At 56.3% G+C, this 24,684-nt stretch carries 16 protein-coding genes and 6 tRNA genes; 14 read left to right on the top strand and 8 right to left on the bottom strand.

All coding sequences use genetic code 11. From position 1 onward, the window contains the following. A partial coding sequence (locus tag ABX962_RS06235; RefSeq protein WP_372717631.1) for an efflux RND transporter periplasmic adaptor subunit occupies window positions 1-1,112 on the top strand: 1,112 nt, incomplete at its 5' end. A gap of 217 nt (window positions 1,113-1,329) precedes the next feature. Here the strand turns inward: ABX962_RS06235 and ABX962_RS06230 are convergent. The 3 genes from ABX962_RS06230 to ABX962_RS06220 all read right to left on the bottom strand — a co-directional run bounded on the left by ABX962_RS06230 (window position 1,330) and on the right by ABX962_RS06220 (window position 2,930). Further along, entirely contained in the window at window positions 1,330-1,671 is a 342-nt protein-coding gene (locus ABX962_RS06230; protein ID WP_372717629.1) for a DUF2004 domain-containing protein, read from the bottom strand. A 257-nt stretch (window positions 1,672-1,928) separates the two neighbouring features. After that, window positions 1,929-2,378 (bottom strand): SRPBCC family protein, encoded by a 450-nt coding sequence (locus ABX962_RS06225; RefSeq protein WP_372717627.1) that lies wholly within the window; start codon window positions 2,376-2,378, stop codon window positions 1,929-1,931. Window positions 2,379-2,579: 201 nt separating this feature from the next. Beyond that, window positions 2,580-2,930 (bottom strand): hypothetical protein, encoded by a 351-nt coding sequence (locus ABX962_RS06220; protein WP_372717625.1) that lies wholly within the window; start codon window positions 2,928-2,930, stop codon window positions 2,580-2,582. Window positions 2,931-3,104: 174 nt separating this feature from the next. On the opposite strand from ABX962_RS06220, the gene ABX962_RS06215 reads away from it, so the two are divergent. Next, complete coding sequence (locus ABX962_RS06215) at window positions 3,105-3,281, top strand: hypothetical protein (RefSeq protein ID WP_372717623.1); 177 nt, start codon at window positions 3,105-3,107, stop codon at window positions 3,279-3,281. A gap of 131 nt (window positions 3,282-3,412) precedes the next feature. Here ABX962_RS06215 and ABX962_RS06210 read toward each other — a convergent pair whose 3' ends face one another. From ABX962_RS06210 to ABX962_RS06195, 4 genes are all read right to left on the bottom strand, one after another. Next, complete coding sequence (locus ABX962_RS06210; RefSeq protein ID WP_372717621.1) at window positions 3,413-3,829, bottom strand: hypothetical protein; 417 nt, start codon at window positions 3,827-3,829, stop codon at window positions 3,413-3,415. 142 nt (window positions 3,830-3,971) lie between these two features. Beyond that, window positions 3,972-4,538: a hypothetical protein gene (locus ABX962_RS06205; RefSeq protein ID WP_372717619.1), complete on the bottom strand. Its 567-nt coding sequence runs from the start codon at window positions 4,536-4,538 to the stop codon at window positions 3,972-3,974. A gap of 595 nt (window positions 4,539-5,133) precedes the next feature. Continuing rightward, entirely contained in the window at window positions 5,134-5,637 is a 504-nt protein-coding gene (locus ABX962_RS06200) for an SRPBCC family protein (protein WP_372717617.1), read from the bottom strand. A 154-nt stretch (window positions 5,638-5,791) separates the two neighbouring features. Continuing rightward, entirely contained in the window at window positions 5,792-6,220 is a 429-nt protein-coding gene (locus ABX962_RS06195; RefSeq protein WP_372717615.1) for a hypothetical protein, read from the bottom strand. A gap of 305 nt (window positions 6,221-6,525) precedes the next feature. Here ABX962_RS06195 and ABX962_RS06190 point away from each other — a divergent pair. From ABX962_RS06190 to ABX962_RS06135, 12 genes are all read left to right on the top strand, one after another. Then, a tRNA-Leu gene (locus tag ABX962_RS06190) sits at window positions 6,526-6,597 on the top strand. A 12-nt stretch (window positions 6,598-6,609) separates the two neighbouring features. Beyond that, window positions 6,610-6,683 (top strand) — tRNA-Leu (locus tag ABX962_RS06185). A 13-nt stretch (window positions 6,684-6,696) separates the two neighbouring features. Next, a tRNA-Leu gene (locus tag ABX962_RS06180) sits at window positions 6,697-6,780 on the top strand. A 258-nt stretch (window positions 6,781-7,038) separates the two neighbouring features. Then, window positions 7,039-7,111 (top strand) — tRNA-Val (locus tag ABX962_RS06175). Window positions 7,112-7,174: 63 nt separating this feature from the next. After that, window positions 7,175-7,260, top strand: a tRNA-Ser gene (locus ABX962_RS06170). Window positions 7,261-7,272: 12 nt separating this feature from the next. Next, window positions 7,273-7,344 (top strand) — tRNA-Arg (locus tag ABX962_RS06165). Window positions 7,345-8,122: 778 nt separating this feature from the next. Continuing rightward, complete coding sequence (locus tag ABX962_RS06160; RefSeq protein WP_372717613.1) at window positions 8,123-9,286, top strand: caspase family protein; 1,164 nt, start codon at window positions 8,123-8,125, stop codon at window positions 9,284-9,286. Next, window positions 9,283-14,715 (top strand): DNA/RNA non-specific endonuclease, encoded by a 5,433-nt coding sequence (locus ABX962_RS06155; RefSeq protein ID WP_372717611.1) that lies wholly within the window; start codon window positions 9,283-9,285, stop codon window positions 14,713-14,715. Before ABX962_RS06160 ends, ABX962_RS06155 begins: the two co-directional genes overlap by 4 nt. 64 nt (window positions 14,716-14,779) lie before the next feature. After that, window positions 14,780-15,502, top strand: a complete 723-nt coding sequence (locus ABX962_RS06150; protein ID WP_372717609.1) for a hypothetical protein — start codon at window positions 14,780-14,782, stop codon at window positions 15,500-15,502. Between the two features lie 7 nt (window positions 15,503-15,509). Then, window positions 15,510-18,458 (top strand): CHAT domain-containing protein, encoded by a 2,949-nt coding sequence (locus ABX962_RS06145; RefSeq protein WP_372717607.1) that lies wholly within the window; start codon window positions 15,510-15,512, stop codon window positions 18,456-18,458. A gap of 97 nt (window positions 18,459-18,555) precedes the next feature. Next, a complete protein-coding gene (locus ABX962_RS06140) occupies window positions 18,556-21,483 on the top strand; it encodes a S8 family serine peptidase (RefSeq protein ID WP_372717605.1) in 2,928 nt (975 codons plus the stop codon). 672 nt (window positions 21,484-22,155) lie between these two features. Next, window positions 22,156-24,063, top strand: coding sequence for a hypothetical protein (locus ABX962_RS06135; protein ID WP_372717603.1), 1,908 nt, complete (start codon window positions 22,156-22,158; stop codon window positions 24,061-24,063). Between the two features lie 239 nt (window positions 24,064-24,302). On the opposite strand, the gene ABX962_RS06130 is transcribed toward ABX962_RS06135, so the two are convergent. Continuing rightward, window positions 24,303-24,566, bottom strand: coding sequence for a hypothetical protein (locus tag ABX962_RS06130; protein ID WP_372717601.1), 264 nt, complete (start codon window positions 24,564-24,566; stop codon window positions 24,303-24,305). Between the last annotated feature and the right edge of the window lie 118 nt (window positions 24,567-24,684).

Below are 24,684 nucleotides of genomic sequence, written 5' to 3'. Positions count from 1 at the left end.
TCTACGCATCGCTGGCCGCCGTGTATCGCTGGACTCTCACGCTTTTGATTCTGTGGTTTGTCTCACTGATGCTTCGCCCCTACGGACTCGAATCGCTTGGACGGATGCTGTGCGTGTTTGCGATCGCCGGCATGGTCTATAGTCTCTTTCAAATACCAATGCGTTTCTTAAAAAACCCCGCTCGACGAACCAAGGTCCAGTGGACGCGTTTGTTGCGTTTTGTCTGCGTTTGTTCGATTTTGATCGGGGCGACGATGTGGCCAATGCCTTCCTCGATATCCACGACAGCTCGATTCACGCCTCGCAAACAGACTCCCGTTTATATCTCGACGCCCGGTATCCTCGAGCGACTCGATGCGTTTCCCGGCGACACGATCGCCACGCTTGTCAATCATGATGTGCAGTACGAATATGCCAAAGCACAGGGGCGAGTTCAAATTCAAGCCCAGTTGGTGCAATCGCTTCGTCAACGTCGCTACCAATCTCCGGAAACCGGCGACGAACTGCCGGCGGCCGAGGCGTTACTGGCCGACCTGAATGAACAATTAGAAACACGCCGTGAACGCCGAGACGCGTTGGTCATTCGTGCGTCCGCCAGCGGGAGGTTGATCGCGGGCTCGCGGCGACCAGCCGCCACGTCCTATGGTAACGACGACGTGTTCCAGCTCGTTGGTTGGTCAGGCTATCCGACGGACCCAGAAAACAGCGAAGGCTATTTTCAATCTGGCACCGAATTGATGTCAATTGTCGAGGGCGAAGACTGGGACATCGAAATCGTGATGTCGCAATCCGAAGTACAACGGATCGCCTTCGGTTCAAAGGTAAAAATTGCGTTGTTGTCCGATCCGGCAGAGGTGTTCAACGGAATCGTCACCGACATATCGCGATCGCAGTGGACGCCGGAACTGAACACGCCACGATGGGACGACGTCAACGCGACACGTCAACAAGCTCCGGCAACAACCTCGTACGTGGTTCGGGCAGCCGTCAAACTGCCCGATCCCATCCATTTCAGGGCTGGTTCCAGTGTTATCAGTCGCATCGAAGCCGCCCCGATCTCGCTCGCGGGCCGAATCATCCGGTCGCTCAATGGACTGCTGCGATTCCGCTAACAGGGCGTTCCTGAGACTCGCGGCTTCGACTTGATGCGACCTCAACGGCGAAACAATCGCTCGTCTTGATTCGCCTTCAGCCGAACGCATCTCACGCGTGAATCCGCCAAGCGGATCGCCGTGAACATCAGCCCTGGGTAACCGGCTCGTCCCCTGAAGATCAAATATCGAAACCGTTCTCGGAGATTGCGACGCCCAAAGAACGGCAAGTATTCGATCAGCTCTCCATCGACACGCCACAGACGTTTCCACTGTCATCGAATTCAACGCTGATGACGTAATTCGTTACATCGTCCGGCAAGGTGAAGTCGAAGGTGTCGATTCCGTCATCGTCCTCCTCGCTCCAATGAGATTGCAAAACAAGAATCTCGAGAACTTGTGCCGGTTCTGGCCGCGGAACGCCGCAGTGTTTCAGCCAGAACTCCTCACCGAGCTCGTCAAGGTGGTGCGAAACGAAAAGCGTCACGCCCTCTTCGTCCGCAGCGGTTCCGTGGACACGGCGAATCGCCTCGATTGCAGCGTTGCAGCGACGTTGGACCTCATCAGAAGATGCAGCCATAAAAGGTTTTCCAATCGAGTAAACTTTGTCACACAACAGTGATTTTGAACGGTGATTTTGAACGGTGATTTTGAACGCCTGTTCGATTTCGATAATCCGTTCGACGACGTTGAGGCCTTCGCCCATCGCCAAACAGCAAAAACGTTCGCCGGCTTGCACTCGAGTTGCACTCCACCGAAGCGATTAAACCTTGCCCACCGAACGTTTCGCCAGCGACGACCGCCGCAACCTTGCGTAAAGACCATATCATCCGCCCCCTACTCCAGATAGAATTTTAGAGCAGCCAGCCGTTTCTGGGTTTCACGTCTAATAACGAAGTCAACGATTGGCTCGATGATGAAAGCGAGAAATCGAGGTTTTGCCTCAAAGTAATAGCGATACTTCACACGGACCACATTGCTTTCAATCTGCTTCTGGCGAATTGAAGCGGCGAATTTGCGAAGGAAGAAGGGGCCACGCGTCATTGAGACAGCAGCGACGGATGGACGCAAAAAGGTAATGTATTCGGTATCCATTGCAAGCCCACCGACGGCATTGCGCGCGACGCACCTAGAAACGACGCCAACGTCTGCCCTTGTCGCTCCGTTCAAAAGAGTTGCCTCGCGGAGAAACGGGTCCCACTCAAGGCGACAAGAATAGTCGTGGATCAAGTCGAATATTACCGCAGAGTCGGCACCAATGTTAATTTCTACAGATGTTGCAGGCATTGTGATGCCTCCAGATGACAAACCGCAAAGACTCAAACTTGTTAACCGCTGAGTCGCACAACGAGTTTTTCGGTCGACGCCACCCCTGATCGATGCGAAAGACGTTGGCCAGCTAAACGATTATACAACGAGAGTCCGCCTGGAATGAAGAAAGAAAGGCGTTTGCGGCATGAATGCCGCAAACTCAGCGACCACAAATCGTTATGTGCCACCCGAGCCAGCTTCCGCGAACAACCGTTCGCTCAAGTTTGCGGCAAACGACGCTTGAAACTGATTTAGGCCCTTGATGGCACGATGAAGTAGAGGAATCACGTCATGCGTCACTGCCGCATACGCGGTCCCATCGACAGGTGAGTTGCACCAAATTCCGACGGGCACACCAGAAGATTGGACGGCAGCGATGTATCGCTGAGCGTCTGGATCGGATGGGACTCCCTGCTCGTTCACGGTAGACGTTGGGAATGCCAGAAACGTCCAGTGACAGGCACCGTTGGCGACGAGCGAGTCGAGGTCAATCAACGCATCGAGGTCGATTGATCCAGAATACTTCATAGAAGCACCAACGACCTGTGGCAAATAACGGATGTATGTACGACTTGGTGTCGTAGCTTTATGGGAAGGAGACTCCGCGCTGGAGACTCGCTTTTGATTACCCCGATTCTATTCCATTGTTGCTGGCAAGGTGCTGTGGGTGGCTAATCAGTTCGGTCTGTAGGAATTGACCTTGTGAAGCATCGCTTGATCAATCAAGCAAAGGTGAATTTACAGGAAGATGAGGGACAGAAAAATGGTCAGCCCCAAATTGCCGCATCTTCATTTTTCTGTCACCCATTTTCCTGTATTCCTCTGATTGCAGGACATCATCAGGGGCAAGGCGATGCATCGAACTGCACTCCCCACTAGCGTTTGGTAGTGACAAACGACGTCGCTTTAACAATCCAACCACCTCGCGCCGCGAAGCGGCTCGCTTTGAACATCGTTTTGGAATCAGGCTCGTCCCTCGCTGAACCCAAATCCCAAGAAGTTATGTAACGCTAAACTACCAGTGCGGCTTCCATTTGATTGACGATTGCAGGGAACGACGTTGAATCGAATGAAAAACTAAGGTTGCAGGTTGATTGTTTCACTCCGACGGCAGCGGTGATGGAAACGTCCAGCATTAGGTGTCCAAAGCGATCCGAGTTGTGAAAATTGAGCATGCATTCGGTGGGAGTCAATGTTTCGATTGTCGCGATGCCCTCACGGTCAGCATCAAGTTGACGCAAAGCAGCAAGAAACGACGCAATGGCATCACCACCGAACCATACGGATGGGTTCGATGCAGCAAATCCACGACCAGCGAACGAGACAGCCGCGCGGACTTCACGTCGCCCCATCGGATCGGTCTCAAGCGGTTCGAGTGCGAACCAGCAGTCATCGTCACCGTCGATTCTCATTAGACTGCGGCACATAACGGGAGGTTTTTACTTCGCCGCCCTGAACGAAGCGAGTGACTGTGTGGAAGTGAGATTGTACCAAGGCCAGCCCGCGCTGCCCAATATGGAAGGTATGCCGAAGGCCCAGCGTAAAAAACATGTTGTCCGGCTGCGCGGACTAGCTGTCTGAATCAAACACGAGTGTGAAATCAACACCGGTGAATCGTTCCAGCGTGTCGTGAACCGTTTGACCGACGTAAATCCCCCGCATGCAGAATCCACCGTTCCTCGCAGCAGAACCGACGGGTTGATTGAGCATAAAGCATTCAGGCAAATCCGACGGTGAGCCAAAGTGGTACGAACGTACAACGGTAACATTCTTTGAGACGCCGTTAATGTGCACATCAGAGTCCGCGCCTAGATCGACCGAACGAAGAGGGTGAAGCATGTAGTGTGCTCCGTGTTGCAGCACAGTTAGCGGCAGCCATTGCACGGTATCGCGGAGAATTGGATCGAGCGTTTGGCGAACCAATTCGGAAAAGATCAAGCCATCTGGATTAAAGAGAATGTCGCCAACTGAGTTGCCCGATTCGCCCATGGGAAACGATAGATCAGTTGGCCAATCGTCCGCGACCGAGCCCATGCGGTCGTGGGGCAAATCCATTAATGTGGTACCGTCATCCACCCATGCGGTCAGATTTTCGCCTTTTGCGTCAAACTTTGGATGAAGCTTAAAGATTCGCAAGACTCAGACCGCACAAAGGAAGTTTTTTACGACACCGCCCTAAATGAAGCGAGCGAGTCTGAACTACCGAGCAATTGTACCAACGCCAGCGTCCGTTGCCAAAGAGCGAAGGTGATCGCGGCGTAACCGACCAGACGACGTAAACTAAGAGAGCAACATAAAGGGCTGAAAGATTTTCCAACGACGAAGCCGCGACCTTGCGTAAGAACCTGTTGGCGTCTCTTGAACGATAGGAAATGTCACCTATCCGAAAAAACTGCAAGCCGTCCACACGACTCGCGCGAGGATTGAACCACGAAAGACACGAATCACACGAAAGTTCTGATTTGGTTCGTTTTCGCGTCATTCGTGGTGCAATCAAAAACCGCCAACACGACGACCGCGCGTCCAACGGTGTTCCAATGGCAACCGATCGAAGGTGTTCCCCGCCACTACGAAAACCATCAGCCTGAGACGCACAACGGGTAGCATTGCCGGCGCCGCCCCTGATCGAAGCGGATCACGCCGAGCAAACTAACAGTCATTTTACGTGACCGCCCGTTGAATGAAAGACGAAGGCGTGCACGAAGTGCTTCTGCGGCAGACGCTATGTTGGCTAGCCGCGTTCAACGAAACATTTAAGTGCTGACAGACGCCGTGACGTTTCCCTGCGAAAAACCAATTGAACGACGGGCTCAATCAGCGATGAGAGGAATCGTGGAAACGCCTTGAAGTTGTAACGGTAGGTTACGCGGACAATACCATCGTCGATGCAATCCTGGCGAATTGACGCAGCGAACGAACAAAGAAACCACGGGCCGCGCGTCATCGAAACGGCGGCAACCGTCGGGCGAGAAAAGGTGACGTAGACGGTATCCATTGACGCGCCACCGACAGCACGCCGAGCGATACAGCGCGAGGCGACACCAATTTCGGCGACTTCTGCGCCATCGAGCAAATGCGCTTCCCGCAAGAAAGGATCCCATTCCAGGCGTCGGGTGTAGTTGTGAATTAAGTCGAAGACGTCTTCAGACGCCGCTTTGATATCGATAGAAAGTGAGGCAGAAGGCATGACAGAATCTCTGGAAGTGAAACCGCGAAAGAATGCGAGCCTTAACACTCCAGATCAGCGACCGGGAGGTTTTTACGCCCCCCGTCCACAACGAAGTGAGCGAGTCTGAACTACCGAGAATTGTACCAATGCCATAGCCCGTTGCCAAAGAGCGAAGGTGTTCCGAAGGTCTAGCGTGAAAACATGTTAGGTGACCGGTGAATCACGATTCCGACGACCAATAGTCGACAAACTCGGCGCGCTGCTGCGGTGTGTAGTCGTCAGCAATACGCCCGGCGTGTAGTGGGTTTCCGTAACACCCGTCGTTGGCATCTCGGAGATAGGTACCGTCGTCGAACGTTACGATGGGCGAAGACGTGTCGTCAGACCAGATTGCAGAGATGCGGCGTCCAAGCACGGCGGACGGACTAAGCCTAGAAGTTTCTCCCGGCATTGGGAAAGTGTCCACGTCCGAAATCGCCACCTCGAAGACAAACAGGTCGAGAACGATGCCGGTGTCGAGCCGCAAGTAGTGCGAACGAAATGTCGCAGGGCCGATGCCCTGCTGGACGAACTCGGGCTCACTAAACGCGGAGTGGCCAATCTCAATCAAGCGTGAACCAATGATGCGATCTCGTGGAAGCTCGGACATCAAATTGCGGTAGGTCGCCTAACGGAAGGTTTTTACGACACAGCCCTAAACGAAGCGAGCGATGTTGAGTTACTGGAAATTGTACCAAGGCCATGGCCCGTTGCCAAAGAGCCAAGGTGTGCCGAAGGGCCTGAGCGTAAAAACCATGTTAGGCGACCGGTTAGTACGCGTGATTCAATGAAACAAGGGTCTGTGAAGCAGCATCAACCGCGAAAAACCAATCAAGCTCGTTGCCGGTGGAAACGCAAACAACGGCATGCTCGTAACTAACGTGATGGCTCCCCGGTGCTCCACTTTTCGCAAACGCTGAGGTAGGCCAACGGCGAGCCGCTTGTCTTAGGAACAAGTGCTTGCGGGTTCGACTCCCGCCCTCAGTACTGATTCAACATGCTGTGGTACGCAAACCTGCAGAGCGGCGAATTTCAAACGTTCGTGTTTGAGGGTTCGACTCCCTCCCGCATTACTTCGATTTAAACAGCCAAGTGGTGGAACCGGTAGACAGACGACACTCAGAATGTCGTGCCAGTATTGGCGTGCGAGTTCAACTCTCGCCTTGGCTACTTTCACCTTCAAAGGTGAAACAACGATGCGGGTGAGCCAGGCTCATCCGGGCCTCATAAGCCTGGACCGTCGGGTACGACCCCCGAGCCCGCTACTCAGTGTCGTCCTTCGCTCCGCGAAAGTAACGGGACAGGATGCTACTTTTGCAGTGTGAAAGGCAACTATCGGCCGAGCACGCAAACAGGCAAAACGGCAAGCGTGAGAGGCTTTTAAAATGAATTTGCAGGTTCGACTCCTGTCTCGATTACTCACAAAACGATCGCGTGGTCCAGAGGCTAAGACGCCTGCGTGACAAGCAGGAGACCGATGGTTCGATTCCATCCGTGATCACTTTTGGACGTTGATCGCCCCGCGATCATAACGTTTGGTTCGCGGAGCGAACCACGACAATACGGAAGGCAGCCGGATACGGTTTGCCAGGCCGCACTGCTAACGCGTGCCACCTTCGGGTGATGAGGGTTCGACTCCCTCGCCTTCCGCTTGTTTGAAACGGCTCGATGGTGAAACGGACATCATCTCTGGCTTCTAACTAGAAGTTCCGGGTTCGATTCCTGGTCGGGCTACTTCCGATATTCGCAGTCACGTTGGCTGCAGGCGCATGCATTGGCTCGCTCAACGTCGAAATCCAAGCATATTTGTTCGAGGACAAGTTCGCCAATCACCTCTGCAGCCGCGACGAATCGATTACTCAATCGCTTCGGCTGAAAACAGACAGTGTTTCGTTTTTAGATGTAACGCTACCGCTCAGCTCTCTTCAGCTTGGTTTCTAATTTTTTAACTCAGCTGTCGAACGACGAAGCAACGGGACCGCATTGTCGCAATTCGTCTCGCTTCCAACAGCACAGCAAGTTCGTACGTGTCAGGCCGAGTCGGTCTACGATTGAGCTCGCGGTATGGCCGTCGTGCAGCATCTGCACCGCGTCGGCCTTGAATGATAGGTGAACTGAAGTCACGCTTTGCCCGTGTCTTTGAGGGGCTTCGTGCACATAATGGCTATCTCCTTGTGCAGCCATTATAAGCCCTGAGCTCGCCTGGGATCTGGTCGCCACCTCCAAGGCCCCAAAACGCCGACTGAGCGACACGTTCAAGTGTCTCGATCGAAAGCAGAAGATTTCGCTGCTTCACTTCCGCGGCGATCGCACCGGCGAGGGCGTCATCAGGGAGTTGGTCGAACGGATATAGCGAAACACATCGACTGAGCACAATCTTTCCCAGTTGCTTCCCATTGCTTTCCGTAGCGATGCAGCTGTCAGATCCTATCATGGCTAAGCCCAGCCACCGAGCCAACGCCACACATCATCCAGAGGCAAGCATCTTCCCACTTCTTTAACGCCGTCCGCAATGTCTGCTAAACGCCTGCATGTTCTTATCGCCGGAGTCAGCGAGTACCCGAGGCTGCCATCCGAAACGGAGGCAATGCCAGCGGAAGCGTTTGGACTGCGCAAACTGTCGTCGCCAGCCCTGTCTGCATTTCGGCTCTATCGGTGGCTGCAGGAAAACGAAAGTAGCTTGCCGGCGCCGCTGGGACACGTCTCCCTCTTGCTGTCCCCTTCGCTAGCTGAAGTCGCCGCTGACGCTGAACTCGCCGCGGCGCAGGCAGCCGGAAGCTTCCGTCCGGCGGCCCTGGATGACTTTCAAGAAGCGGCCGGCCTCTGGCGCGATGCGGCGTCTGATGACCCTGACTCGATGACCTGGTTTTATTTTGCCGGGCACGGTATCCAACGGTCCCGAGAGGATGCCATTCTCCTTTTGCAGGACTTCGGACAAAAGTATGGTGGACCGTTACAGCATGCTGTGGATATCCACACGATTTTTTATGGTATGGCCCCCTCGGCAAGCCGGCCGCAAATCGCGCGTCAGCAAATGTACTTCATCGACGCCTGCCGAATGCGGCCAGAGGAGTTTCAGAAGATTGCTACTCCGAACCCAAGTGAGGCCTTCCAGGTTGAACTAAGTGGACAAGATGATCGGCGAGCGCCGATTTTTTTCGCCACGATTTCGGGGGCGAAAGCGCTCGGTTTCCAATCGAAGCTCAGTCTGTTCTGCGAGACCTTGCTGAAGTGCTTGGATGGGGCGGCCGGGCTACCGATTGACGAAGACGATGGCAGTCTCTCCTGGAAAGTCACCAGTCGCAGCCTACCCGACGCCATGCGGACCTATTTGGACGAGTGGAATGCTTACGGGGGTCCCGACCAGACATTTACCGTTGGCGGGTTGATGCCGGGGGACGTCGTGCTAAGGAACCTAGCCGGTCCTCCGATGGTTGACGTGCTGATTGATATAAATCCTGATTTGGCCCGAAGCTTGGCTCACATCAGTGTTACCGAAGCAGTCAACCTCAGCATGATGCCGCTGACGCCGCCAGGACCGCCGTTTGAAGTGCAGTGGCCTGCAGGCATCTATCGGCTGCAAGTCGAAGCAGACCCGCCCTACGTCAACGCCGGCCCCATACCTCGTCAGTTGCTGCCGCCGCGCGGGAAGCTGATCGGGAAAGTGACGCCATGAGCAGTCCCACGGCAACCCTCCGTTTTCAGACGCAGTTTCACAGCGCTGAGCTGAATGCTCTTGAGCTTCCGATCGAGGTGCGTAGCAGCGACATGCGGCTTGTTTCACGGACCTTAACGACGAGTGAGCTGGCCGTTGAGCCAGGTGATTACTACATCACGACGCGGTTGCCAGCCGGGCAGACGATCCAGGTATACGTGGAAGTCAAAGAGAGAAAGGAATACATCGTATCGATACGTCCAGACGCGGGCGACGAGTCACCTTCTGAGAGCCTTGAGGTTCAGCACTTTCTTAGGGGGTCTCTCACGACCAGTCCCGTTTCAATGGCGAGTGTCGATTGGGGGGACGCCGCGACCGGCAGCCGACCAGGGCCGGCGTGGCGAGGAAAAGACTTCCTGTATTCATCACGAGGGGGCCAGAAAATCAGCCTCGAACGATGTCTGTCGCGGGACTCCCGTGACCCCGCAATGCCTTCACGCCTAAGGCTACGGCTATTCGCGGGCAGTCCGCTGGAGCGGACCGAAACCGTGTGGGAATCCGCCGAAATGCCAGGACCTGATCAGCCCCAGGCAGTCGATATTCCCTTGACTGCCTTTGTGGGCGAACGAGCTCTCACCTGCCAAATTCAGCAGGCGGGCCGGCAGCCGACAAACCGGCGTCTTCCCATAGCTTCAAACGTGGTGCCCCCGGAGATCACGCTGCTAATCCCCCAGCCGCCCCTGTTTCCCGTGTACCGAATCGGCATCCGCATTGCTCATAAGTCTGCCGATTTACTGACTCGCTATTTGGGACGCGGGATGTACGCCGAAGCGCAGGAAGCCAGTTTATCGCATTCGATGGACGCAGAGAATCTGCTCTCTGCCAAACAGTCCGACCCCATTGCCGCTGCCGTGGGTGCGTACACCTTGCTCCGCGTTGGCCAACTAGAGCGATTGCACGAGTGGACGGAAAATTTGATGAACTGGTTTGAATGGCTGCCCGATGGTGCCGCGATCCGCGGGGAGCACCTAGCACGCCAGGGGAAGCATCTGGAGTCGCTTCGTGCCTTCATCGCATTGAGCGTCCGTGGACTGCCAGTCTTCACCGACGGTCTGTCCTATACGGTGGAACGTCTGCGGCTGTACACGCACCAGCGAATGATCCCCGAAGGAGCAACGGCAATGGAAATCGCCCTCGCGACGCATCTGCGCGACCAGCTAACGCAATTTTCGGCTTGCGCCGACTTTGATCGAACTTACCTGACCTATCCAGGTGCGGATCCCGCTTCGCCGAATATTGATCGTTCATCTTCGGACGGTCCACCTAAGCCGAGCGTGCAAGACACTTCTATCTCCACTGGCACTTCAATCGAGAGCATTCGCATGACTGACGAAACACCTAGCGAGGGCGAGTTTTTCTTTAACGGCATCAATGGCGCAACGGGTGAGTATTTGGAGTCGCCGAAGAGCGCGCGACAAATTGCCGACCTCGCTCTTAGCGACCCTGCGTTCCCTTCCAACCGCCGTTCACAGGCACCCGACGCGCGGCACCTCCGTGAACTCAGCTACCGCGCAAAAATGGGAGCGATCGAGACCTTCGGTGCCCGCTTTGGCGTTGCCCCTGACAGTGTGGACCAGGCAGGTTGGGGAGTGATTTTCGCTCAGAACGCTGAGCCCCAAACGATCCAAGCGCTTCGTCCGCTACTGGAACTGCGTAAATCTCAGGCGGGAGAATTTTACAAAGAGTATCGCGGCAATGATGGCTATGCAGCGGACGAATCAAAGGATGAATTTTTGACGCGTCACGGCATGGGACCGGGGCCCGCCGACCCGACGAAGGTGCCGTACTACTTGCTTATCGTCGGCGATCCCCAGACGATTCCCTATCGCTTTCAGTATCAGTTGGATGTCCAATATGCCGTCGGGCGTATCTGGTTCGACGTCATTGACGATTACGCTCAATACGCCCAATCTGTCGTGGCGGCCGAATCAGGCAAGCTCTCCCTACCACGGCAGGCTGTCTTTTTCGGGCCGCGGAATAATGGCGACCGAGCGACGGCGCTGAGTGCCGACCAGTTATTGGAACCGCTATCGCAGAGGGCACGCGAGCGTGGCAGCGACGGAAAATGGACGGTTGAAACGGTAATCGCTGCCGATGCGACACGACCGCGACTTATTCAATTGCTCGGCGGCGAGCAGACACCGGCATTGCTGTTCACGGCTAGCCATGGAATGGGATTCCCTGTGGGAGATCGCCGGCAACTGCCGCACCAAGGCGCGCTGCTATGTCAGGACTGGCCCGGTCCAGGCACCGGAGCGGTCGATCGCGGTCACTACTTCGCAGCCGAAGATATCTCTGACTCGGCACAGGTGGCGGGACTGATTAGCTTTCACTTTGCCTGCTATGGCGCGGGAACACCGCGGCTAGATGATTTTGCACATCAAGCCTTTCGTACGCCGACGGCGATTGCACCACACCCCTTCTTGGCAGCTCTCCCCCGTCGTCTGCTGTCCCATCCCGCAGGCAGCGCACTTGCGGTGATCGGACATGTGGAACGAGCCTGGGGATGCTCGATCGTTTGGGCGGATGCCGGACGACAGATACAAGGCTTTGAAGATGCGATCGACGTGCTCATGCAGGGCCTCCCGGTCGGCTATGCACTTGAGTCGATAAACCAACGCTACGCCGACTTATCCTCGTCCCTGGGGGCGGAACTCCTACACGTTCGCGAAGGACGCAAACAGGCCGACGAATACGCATTGGCAACGCAGTGGACTGCCAATAACGATGCGCGATCATACGTAATCATCGGCGATCCCGCGGTCCGACTTCCTTTGGCACCAGCAGGATCGCCAGGAAGCCCGCGTGCCGAATTCACGCCGGTGATCATTCCCAGCGAACCCACTTCCGGACCTATAGCCGCCGGTGAGCTCTCTCGCCAGGAGCAACAAACAGAGTCGCAGCAACGCCGCACACCACCGATGGCAGCGGAAGCTACCGAACCCGCCCCTTCATCGCTAGCTGGACAATCCGCCCCTGCGGCGGACGCAGCCGAACTGAACATCACGTTGCCTCTGCATTTACGCCTCAGCGTCTCGCTCGGTCCGCACACGATCGCGGTTCCTGATGGCTCATCGTTCAACAGAGACGCCGCAGTCCAAGATGCCTTTGCCGTAGAGATCGACCCGGACTATGACAGTCGAGAAGGATACGACAGCGGCTTCCTCGGCGGTGGATCACGCCGCGTGCCCCTACCGCAGCTAACCACAGCACAGCTTACGGATGCCGCCAAAGTCAGCGGTGCGGATGGCGACGATGATATCGAACTGCGATACCACCACTACAGCGTCGTGCTGAACGGCAAACGCAAGCTGGCGTATTTCACGGCCGTCAACATCGACGGCGAGCTGGCGAAGCGGCCGCGACGGGAGCGCGATCGCTGGGTGTTGGATCCCCGTGTTCCCGAGTCGATGCAGGTGGGAGAAGACCTGTACAAGGCAAACGACCTGGACCGCGGACATCTGGTTCGTCGCTTGGACCCGGCATGGGGGAGGACGACAAAGTTTGCCAAGCGTGCCAATGACGACACGTTCCATTTCACGAACTGCTCTCCACAACACGCAAGGTTCAATCAGGGCCAGAATCTTTGGCTGGGTCTGGAAGATTATCTCCTGCAGAAGGCTACAAACGAGGAGCGGCGACTGACTGTCTTTACCGGCCCAATCTTTACTGCATCGGATCCGATCTATCGGGGGATCCCTATCCCCAAGCGGTACTGGAAAGTTGCCGTCGTGGCGCGTCCCAATAACCAGTTGGCCTCGCTAGGCTTCATTGTCGACCAGGAGGACCTGTTACGTCGGGTCGTCGCCTTCGGAGCCCAGGACGTTGCCAAAACCTTCCAGGTTCCAGTTGAGCGAATTGAGCAATTGACGGAACTGAATTTCGGTCGGCTGGCTGAAGCGGATGCGGGCTCCGTTGCAAGCTTCGCCATTGGCCAGCCCCCCGAGCGTGAGCTTACCTCCTTCGATCAGATTGTCCTGCCGAAGACCACGCCATCGGTGCCCGGCAATTCTTACGCCCCGTCAACGGTCACCGACGCGCAGCCGCCCGAAACAGTCGCTGGGTCCGATCTACGCTATTTCTTGGTGGCTTATGACTCCGGAGGCCGCGAACGGGACGACCATCCGGCGGGACGCATCAGTCGGCTACTGACTGCCGCAGTTGCGGATCCGACAGTCACCGACGTCATCGTGATGTGCCACGGCTGGAAGGGTGACATTCCTTCGGCGCGAAGCCAATACTCCGCTTGGATCCAAGCAATGTCTGGTAACCAAGTCGACCGGGAGAACATGCGTAAGGTGCGCCCCGGTTTCCGACCAGTGCTGGTCGGCCTCCACTGGCCCAGCCAGCCCTGGGGCGATGAGCGCTTTGGGCCGGAGGCATTTGGTGTGGAAGCTGGAGAACCCTCCTTGGCTGCGACTCTGGAAGACTACGCCAAGCGTTTAGGAGATATGCCAGAGGCACGCCAGCGGGTGCTGGCTCCGTTGCGGAGGGTTTTGGAATTGACCAGCTCCGCCCAGCAGGCTGAAGTGCACGAGCTTAGCCCCGAGCTGGCCGAAGCCTACCTGCAGCTCGACGCGGCAGTCGGTCTGGGGGCACGAGGAATTCCTGGCAGCCCCAGTGACGACCGTGAACCATTCGACCCCAGAGCGATCTTCGAAGAGTCCCGCGAGGCGCTGCAGACGACCACACCGGGCGGTGAGATCGCCTTCGGCACAGGTTCGACGCGCGACCGGTTGCTCTCGCCCTTGCGCGCGCTTTCTTACTGGAAAATGAAAGACCGCGCCCGGAACATCGGTGAGGGGGCGGTGCATCAGCTTCTTGCCCGATTGCAACAAACCACAACCGGACGAGACGTCAAGTTTCATCTCATCGGCCATAGCTTCGGTACTATCGTGGTTTCGTGCGCCGCCGCAGGCCCGTCAGGATCCCCTGCATTGCCGAGGCCGATCGACGCTCTTGTTCTACTCCAGGGTGCGGTGTCGCTATGGTCTTACTGCGCGGACATCCCATACAGCCCCGGCACCGCAGGATACTTCCATCGTCTGTTGGCCGAGTCGCGGGTACGTGGGCCGGTGATCACCACCCGCTCCACTTCCGACACCGCTGTCGGAAATTGGTATCCGCTGGCATCACGAGTAAGTCGTTCGGTCGCATTCGAGACTCCGGGCGAGTATCCCAAGTATGGCGGGATAGGCTCGTTCGGCATTCAAGGCCCCGGAATTCAAATCAAAGATACTCCGATGCTCGCTATCGCTGATGCATACGACTTGGGCGCCGGGGCCGTGACGAACGTTGACGCCAGCCAAGTGATCCGCCATCACAGCGACATCACGCGTCAACAGGTCGCCCACCTGGTCTGGTCAGCCATCGCCGGTGCGCGTGAATGATTCACGCAGGGCTTGTTTGGGTGTTTCACTTAACTTGTTTCTAACGCTTCCGGGAGAAGAAATCATGAAGACGCTCATATGCTGGATCGCCATCGTTTGCACGACGCTCTCAGTGAACGCCTCCGAGCGCGGTTCCGTCGAAGGGAACCGGGTCGCCGAAAGTCGCGTTTGGGAGTCGCGTTCTGGGCAGCACGCTCGCGCCTCACTCTTAGCCCAGGAAGGCGACCGACTGATCTTTGAGGATGCCTCGGGAAAGAAGTTGAAGGCGAAAGCGGCTGAGCTCTCTGCTGGCGACCTCTCGGTGGCCATGAAATGGCTTGTGCAGCGTCGCGGCGGTGATCCTTCCGCCACCACGCTAGTCTCGCTTTTGCAGGGCGAAACACCCTTGCAAGCAATCGAAAACTCGTTGGACCTGCTCGATCAGGTGTCAGGGGTGCAACTCGCCTCTGCGTTACAAGGTCAGCGAGTGCAACCGGTGATGCGAACCTATGCCGTCCAGGTTCCCGTAGTCCGTGAGGTCACGGAATTCGTTGAGCGTTGGGAGCGACGTTGCATCCGTGGCCGATGGGTCTGTGTCCGCGTGTTGATCCCCGTTCGACGTCAGATACAGGAGTATCGTCAAGAACAACGAACGCGAAGCGAAACGGTCGTCGACGAAAACTTCGTCGCCATCTTGGAAGCGCTTCAGACGTATACCTCGCCTCCTACCACGGAAGAAGAACGCGGTCAGATCAAACGCCTACTGCTGCAAGCATATGCCATCCTGGCTAACCGACAGAACGAGTAATGCTGCAATGCGACGAAAGCAACCGGAACCCAGTTATCTGCGACTCAATCTGCACTTCGTTGGTGCACAGGATGCATCGGCCGCGGCGCGGCAGGTGCGGGTTCGCGCGGAGCACTGGAATGCGGCCACGGCACAGCGGTTTGAAAAGAGCCAGCTCACAACGCTAGAGATCCGTCAGTTGCTGCACCTGGAAACCGAACCTCACGACTATGGGACGCTTTTGGGCAGGGCGATCTTTGTCGATAGCGGGCTCGTAGACTTCTTTTTGGCCGCCGTGAGGAGTGCCGAGCCGCAGCCATTGCATTTGATCTTGCATCTTGCCGACGAGCCCACACTGGGACGGCTTCGGTGGGAATGGCTATGCGGGCCGCTAAGCAGCGGCGGCCAGATGGTGTTTCTGTCGCGTGATTCGCGGACAACGCTCAGTCTCCACATCGGCACCGACGTTACCTATGAGCGGCGTATCCAGTCTGACAGGCTTCGCAGCCTGGTCGTATCCGGCTGCCCACAGGACGTCGATCCCGCGAGATTTTCGCCGTTCGTCGCCAAAGCAGCCTCCGCTGATGTCCCCAACGGATGCCGGGTGGGTGTGACTCGATGGATGCCCTTCGTAAATCATCGTTTCTACGCAGAGAAAAAAATCGTTTCGACGCCTCAGGAGCCGTGCGAAATCTGGACGCAAGCGGTACAGGAGCTGAAACAGCGGGAACCAGGTAAACAGTACGCCGTGCTCCATCTGATCTGCCACGGCCAACAACAGGCCGAGGGCGAACTCGGGTTGCTGCTGACCAATCCGCAGGGCAACCTGCAGCTGGTCGGCGGTGAGGAAGTCATCGAGGCGTTGTCGCAAATGGTTGCCGATCCCGGTCTTCCGATCCTGCTGGTGCTGTTTGTGTGCGAGTCCGGACATGGCCCACTCTCCGTCGGCGGCTTCGCACAGAACCTAATCGAAAGATGCGGCATTCCTTGCGTCGTTGCCATGCGAGGCCCCGTCGAAATTCAAGCAGCCAGCAAAGTCAGCCGACGTCTGTACAAGGAACTTGCCAAACATGCGTCAGCACCGGTGGCGCTGGCGCGGGCACTTCGTGACGTGGGAACAGGCGAAGGCGAGTTGTCGATCACGCTCTACAGTCGCTCTGCCCAGCAGTCGCTCCTAGACTACACGGACGAGGGAACGCTGACGCCCAAAGTCGTTTGGACAGCAATTCTCATGCTGCTTCTGACTGTCTTGTTTTACGTGGGGGGTAGCCAGTGGTGGGCATCGACCCGGCACCAGCAACTGACCGACCGATATAGTCCCGACGCCGCAGCCGGGCTGGACCAATGGAACGGGCACACAAAGAGTTGGCTTCGGCCCAAGCTGAAAAACAGCATTGCCAATGCCAAGGCGAGGGTAGCCATCTATCAAGATTCGGCGGCGTCCAGTCCAGACGAACTGATCGGGCCGGTGTACCAAGCATGCGTGAGCGCTCTTGCGCTTGCACGTATGGGTGACAGGGAGGAGCTTCAGTCGATGCTTTCAGACTATCGGCATCCCACTTTACGGAACCAGACTCTCGATCTTCTTCCTCAGTGGCTGGGCGATCGACCGAAGCTGCTTGCGTCTTTGCTGGAAACTGCTGCGCAGATGCGGCAAACGCTGATCGAGGAGCTGGCAGCGCAAGACGGCAAGCTCCTGTTTGATGAAAGGCTGGACAGTGTTCATCTACTGCAGTACTCACTTCTGCTAGCCATCGACGCCAAACTGAGGGACGACAAACATCGCGATACCTCTTTTGCAAAAGACATTTCCGAATTGACGATAGAAGGCGTCCCGCTTCCCTTGTGGCTGCGTGCCTGCGGACAGCTGCATTTTGATCCCGGGGTTCACGCGGCCAGTCGCGTGTTGCTGCAGGACCTTCAAGCAGCGGGCGTCGCGGTCCAGAACGCTGGTACGGCGAACCCGGCTTCGCTGCAGTTCGAGATCCAATATCCGCGTTCGGATAACGCCAAGCTGCGAGAAAAGTGGAACCAGTACCGGCAATGGATCGAGTATACGGTCGAACCGATTGATCCCGGAATCGGCAGGCCAGAAAGTGTGACGGCAATTTATTTTCCGCCTGTCCCGCAGTCGAGCGGATTTCGAATGGGCGGACCCGACGTCTCGGGCGGTGCCATCGAAGCACATACCCACTGCATCCAGTACGGTTATCTGCTCTGCGATGCAGAGATGTCCATCAACCTGTTTCAATCACTGTTGAGCGTGACGTTGAACGAGAAGCGTGATCTGGGATTCCTTCCCGAGCCGTCGAGCGACTGTGCGTTCTCGCCCTACATTGGCCGCGATCCGCAATGGCTGGTGGAGCTGCAACAGTGCAACAATAAACTCAGTCAGTCGTCCGGTATCGATCCTCCCTTTTGGACCGCCGAAATTGCCACCGCTCGGCCAGGCTACCGCTATCTGAGCGTTCATGCGGGCGTCGATGACAACCATACCGGGTTTCGTCTGCCGACTGAGCCAGAATGGGAATATGCCGCCCGTTGTCACTCACGAGAGGCCTCGTTCATAGGATTTCACTTAGCGTTGCGTCCGGGACAAGCCGGTCCTGTCGAGCGATTTGTATCTCGCCGTTCAGTGAAGCAACCGGTCCGTATGGAAAAGTGGCCCTCGCCGTTCGGCCTACTCGATATACACGGCAACCTTTCGGAGGTGTGCCTGGGCAACGCTGATAGCTCGCAGCCTCCCGGGACCAAGATGGACACCGTATTCTGTGACACCGGTCCGGTAGCACTCGCGAGGCACATCGGTGGGAACCGCCTGATTCTTCGCGGCGGAGATCACCTCACCGATGTCGACTATTTGACGGCTTGGCGGCGGTGGCTGATTTCGGGAAGGCCGCTTGCGGACCGTGTGGAGCACAAGAACTATGGTGTCCGATTTTGTCGATCGGCCGGGGTTGCGGATTTCGAGCCGTAATTCCAACGCGATTGGCTTCCGGCAGGCTTCCGTGGCAGCGTGTCTGAGCGGGTATAGCTTCAAGGCGGAAGGGTCACGGTGTCGCGACGATAACCCCGTGCAGGATCACCGACAATTACGCGGCAGCGACAGCAAGTGGTTACCGATGCTGAGGCGAGCAACAGCTGAACAATCTTTTTTAGGAACAGGGGAGCAGGTTATGATACACCAAAAAATGCGTCACTGGTTGCGAGTTTCAGTTACGTCTGTCCTCGTCTTCACGATCACAGCCATCGTACAACCCGGGGATCGGTCAGGCCTATGCCTGTCGCAAGAGCCTGAGAGTTTGCGATATACCATCAGTAATCAGGCCGTCGTGCTGGAAGTTGTGCCGGGTCAAGTAGGCATTGTGACAGCTCAGGTGGGCATGACCGAGAACAAAAGGGCCGAGTTTCGTGCCGCGCTGACGGACCAAGGTGCTTCGGATGTCGAGTTTTTTCGCGACGGCATCTTTATTCTCAAAGGGACCGACGAGCAGAACTTCCCGAAAATGATGCAGGCGGTGGAGCGGATGCAGGGCCGGCCCGACGGCCGGGATGACAAGGACCAGCCCAAACGCGGTCTCGTCGTGCGTCTCGCCGGAGCGGAAGAGCGGATGGTGCTGCCCAACGAAATTCTCGTCCGCTTCGCGCCAACCGCGACGCAGGAACAGATCCGCCCGTTGATGGCAGAATACTCACTAGAGGTGGTGCGGGAGAATCCATCTCGCAGAAATCAGCTTACCGCCCGAGTGAAAGACGGTACACCCCAGGACGCAGTGCAGGTGGTGGATCGATTGAACGGCAACGAAATGGTTGTCGTCGCGCAACCGAACTTCTACCGTCTTCGACAATACCGCCAGGAGATCCCCAATGACCCTTTGTTTGACCGTCAGTGGCATCATCAGAACACGGGCCAGAATGGCGGCACGCCCGACGCGGACATTGATACACCGCTGGCATGGGAAATCACACGTGGTAGTCAGGACGTGATCATCGCCGTCATCGATGGTGGCTTTGATGACCAGCATCCCGACCTGCTACCGAACCTGTGGACAAACGTCGGCGAGGTCCCAGGGAACGGTATTGACGACGATGGCAATGGATACGTTGACGACATCCACGGTTGGAACTTCACCTTTGACAATGGCGATCTTCGACCAGGTCCGTTCCCTGATCATGGGACGGCTGTGGCCGGTTGTGCCGGTGCCCGGGGCGATAATAACGAGGGCGTCAGCGGGAGTGCTCCTTTGTGCCGTCTTATGCTACTGACTCTCGGCTCTGGGGACGACAAAGATGCCGAAGCATTTGATTATGCTCGCCGTATGGGAGCGCATATCATTACAAACAGCTGGGGATACTCCATCTCACCAGCAGTAAACCCACTCGTTATCACGGGCATTGATGACGCCGCGACGAGTGGACGCAGCGGTCGCGGATGCGTCGTGCTGTTCGCGATGAACAACCCGAATGTCAATGATTGCATCGGGAATCGGCCCGATATCTCCTCTTTGGATAGCGTGATCGCCGTTAGCCGTGCGAGCAATCGTGATCGCTTCGATTTCAGCGGGTTCGGCAACTGCATGGACGTCTTGGGGCCCACACGCGCCAGCGGGGGAACAGGAACGCTGGGGATTACCACGACCGCCATCCAGGGGCAAGGATCGGATCCGACAAGAAACTACCGTTTCGATTTCGGGGGCACGTCGGCAGCCACGCCGATCACCGCAGGCATCGCTGCCCTGGTGCTCGCGGAGTCCCCTTGCCTAGAACGACTCCAAGTCCAACAACTGTTACAGGATACGGCCGACCGCGTAGAAGATTCGACAGGACACTACCGGACCGCTGACGGATTTAGCCAGCCGGCGGATGGTCACGCCACGCACGGCTACGGGCGCGTGAATGCCTTCGAAGCGGTGCGCACGGTTGCTGCGCGGCATCGCGGCGGTCGCGGGGGATACGATTTGATGATTCGCGATAACCGACTCGACTGGGGAAACACCGAGCAGCCGAGCAATACGGCTTTTGAGCCGACCCGCCAGTTCATCCCTCACTGGCACAGCGTGGATATCAAAGTGGACGCTCCGCCGTTTCAAAGTTCGCCGACGACATCAGCCGCTTTTGAAACGCTGATCGATGAAGACCCCCGAGCCGCAACTGGGAACCGCGTCTATGTCCGTGTCCGCAATCGCGGTCCGCTGACCGTCGATCAGGCTATCGTCAAACTCCAATGGGCTTTCGCCGGAACAAGTCTCCCGGCGCTTCCCACTGACTTTTGGGCCCGCTTCCCAGAGGACTCTGCCGATACCAGCGCATGGCGTCCGATCGACAAGGTGCCGCTGGCCGATGTGGCGTACAGCGGTAGCTCGACGGTAGGCGGAGGAGATGCTGCTCAGATCGCGCAATTCCTCTGGCAGGCCCCTTCACTCGATCCTAATCAGCCGGCGTTTCAGCACTTCTGCGTGCTGGCGGTTGTGAATTCACCGCAGGATCCCGTCTCGCAGCTCGCGCGAGACTCATTTGTTCCAGACTTTATCACCCCGCGCGACAACAACGTCACGCATCGCAATCTCGTACTACAACCCAACCTTGAGGAGATTGAGACGCTGGTCGGCTTCTTTCTACGAAATCCTACGACCGAATCGATCCGGTCTCGCTTGACGGTGATAGCGCCCGATGGCTGGGAAGTTGAGGTAAAGAATGCCGAGGAAAACGGATCGGCGATCCGCCTTGATGAGAACTTCGCGTTGCAAGCTGGGCAGGAGATCCCGATCGTTGCCCGCATTCGCCGACCGGATCGTCAGGCACTCGGGCTGGCCACATTCGTCCAGCAGCACATTGGTGGACAAGAGGTCGAAACGCTCGGCGGTTTGACCGTGCGATTTGGTGAGAAGACTCCGCTGCTTCTGTTGCCCCGTCGGCAGGCGACTGCCCCGCCTCGCAATGACGATGCGACCACTGAAGAACGCCCCAACGGTCGTCCCGTGCCGGTGAAACGCGAAAAATAAAGCCACCCGCAACACATGGTGGAAACGAGCCGATACCGAACAAAGGGATAACAATCGATGAGTTGCAACATCAGATCGTCCAATCGGAGGCTGGAAAGGCAAAGCTCGAAAATGAGCCAGCTGCATACAAGTCGCAAAAGGCGAGGAATGAGGCGATTGCTCGTTGCCATTCGTTGAAGCTAATACGCGATACTCGAAGCAGCGCTTCGCGGGCATGTACTGGTCAGCGACAACGAAAGCTGGATAACCTCGGGACGTCGACACGGCTACGGCCAAAACGGCTCAACCGGTGTGACGACCCAATGGGAGAAGATCAAGAAGACGCAGCGCGGACACGGCATCGCCGATCCAAAACTAGTCTGCATCGACATCCAACCTTGCGGATCCAGCTAGGCACCTGCCAGGCTTCTGCGAATGCGGTTTGCGACTTTCCCTTGTGTAAATCGCGGCGACTGCCAATTCCACGTATGCCACTTTCTCATATTAGGAGGTTCATCACTCCCAAATCTAGCTAGGTATTTGACATTCTTAGTTGCTTGCCCACAGACTTCCTGCAAAGGACTGGCAGCGTAGAGCTTGTGGGCACCGGATGTCCCTTTTGCGTGAACGAAGACAACTCGCCGGTTAATCATTCGCTGCGATTCTGCTGACACGATATGCCAGATCGGAGCCGTGCTGCAGGCTCGCGGCAAATCGCACGTCCTGATCCATGAGACTTTCAGCGACGACCCAGCCAATCAACCAAGTCAACGGAAGTCTGTCCCGAATCCGCCCAATGAAGCCGCCGTCTTCTGGGTTCATCAATTCAAACTTCTCGAAGGAATTGATGACCCGCGATTTCAACTATTGGCTTGCTACGAGGAATTGCGGACAACCCGTGCTCTGGTACAGCAGATCGGTCGGGAACTCCGAAATCCTTCACGCACACCGGGCACGACCGCGCACGTTCTCGATCATTCCAACGGTCATCAAAAAGAACTTTGGGATGGTTTTATGAAGTTCGATGAATTAGTTCAGCGTGAAGGCGTCACCGTAGCAGACTTCGGCAAGAAGATGCTTGACGAACTGGCCAAAGCCCAGCCAGATGTCGTGTACCTCGCTGGACGTTTCCGCACTGCATTCACACTCGATTCGATTGACGCCGCAGATAAACTTCTCTTGCCATGCACAGCCAACGTTTATTGTAAAAATGCCGGTTTTTCGCTGAATGAGATGTGCGACGACATTGATGCCGAGTTCGCTGAGCAGAATCGTGACTATCGGCTGCATCAGATTAACAATACGACCGCCGCGTTCTTGTATCTGACGTTTTCCAATTCCCCGCTACTTCGGTCAACGGCGTTCATTAAATGCAAATTCGGTGCCACGGTCATTCGGGAGTGCGGCGACTACCTTTGTTGCTTCGACAGCGGCGGATCGATGCCCGTTCCGATGGACGAGTATGCGACACCTGTGCCAACAAATGAGTTGCGCAAACTGTTTGAGCAATCTGCAAATACACGCCTGACTTCTGTCAGCTTACGCAATTCAAATCTCGGCCTCCGTGGGATTCGCGTCCGAGCCGTGAGGGCCGCAAACATCGCGAAAACTGTTCCGACGTTTGACGACCACTCCTTTGTCTGTCGAACGGTTCAAGAATATAGCGAAAGGAACGGGGATTTCGTCCGCCAATATGTCGGTTTTCAGCACGGAAAGGTTACTGGCTCATCTGAGCGTCGAGGCTCGCTTGACGACTACATCGCATGGCTAAACGACATCACCTCCGTCCTCGCCTCCGGTAACAGGTCTGTCGGTGAGTTCTCTCGATTTGCGGCAAACACCACCATTCCCAAAGACACCACACCGGTAAGCATTCTCTTGGACCTAGGTGAGATACAGGACCGATTTGTCACCGATGAGGGAGACGGTGTCATTGCCGGTGAAACGCTACTGATTGAAGATGCATGTTGCGACGTAACGAGCGGCAAGTTTGATTTCAAAGCGAACGGAAAGGATTGCGTCGGAACTGTCGCGTTCGACGCTACCAAGAACCGGTACCGCATCGACTCTCCCAATCTTCAAGGGCTATACACGACCGATGATCCATCACTGACGCACGGAGTCGTTCGTTTCCCGAATCATGGTCAGTCATTTAGAGTCATTCCAAAGAGTGAAGGCTGCTTCTACACGATGGGCGCGTTCTACTCACCGACGCTCAAATTCGGAAACAACTACGACGACAACCAGTTCGGACTCCTCAGAACGATTGAAACGTCGCCTTCATTGTCAACAGTGGCGTCCGAGAAAGGCGCAGCGTGCTATGCGGACGAATCCGCTTGGGATGATGATACGTTTTTTGCAATTATCGACAAGCTTGGCGTTGGGCACGGGCTTGAGCAGTTGTTTGGGACGCCAGAGCTCGTGGTCTGTGATGACATGGGAACAGAAGCAGCTGACTTTATATTGACAGACGCGGCTACGCGTGGAGAGCCGTTGCTATCAGAGCAAAGATATCTTACGTGTTTCAAATTTGAAAGCTTCTGCCGGGCCTTAGGCAGCCAAACCGGCTCCTCGCTAGAATGCAGCATGAGTGTCGACTGAATGTCGGTCGTTGTTTTTCGCATGCTGAAGGAGTGTTATGAATACGCGTTCATTATCCATCAAATTCTCGAGGGTGCACTGTGTCGGCCAACGGGTTGCATGGTGGTCGCCGCACCTAAACGAAGGTTACAGCTTCAAACCGCCAGTCATTGTAACAAATAGGACAGTGTTTGAATGGCTAAGCGGCGATGGCGCAGCCACCTTGCCACCATGCAATGTTGGACGCCGCCGAACCGCCACTAGCCTTTGCCGCTCCAGTCCGTCATCCACGTATTGGCAGCACGAACGATCTCAACATCGAGTTCTGCAATTGCCTCATCGCCGTATTTTCCATTGAGTGAGACTTCATGTGGGCGATCACATAGATCGTCGTGCGCCCAATAGAGCCCAATGAGGTGGTGAATACCGTGTGAATCGCCAAGATACTTTTTGGTGGGCGCGTGAAAGTCGTATTCCCAGTAGACATCGGCGACCATCTCTCCTAGGCTCTGTCTGAAAACCATGTTGCCCGTTATTTCGTACGAATGAGAGGTAAGTTAGTTCGAACGAAAGGGAGGAGGTAATCATGGTGGGGCGGCATTGCTTAACCGACGATCAATGGGAACTAATTGCGGATCTAGT

Origin of the sequence: Novipirellula sp. (genome assembly GCF_041583735.1) — a bacterium.
Classification (GTDB): domain Bacteria; phylum Planctomycetota; class Planctomycetia; order Pirellulales; family Pirellulaceae; genus Novipirellula.
This window is presented reverse-complemented; position numbering and strand designations above follow the sequence as displayed.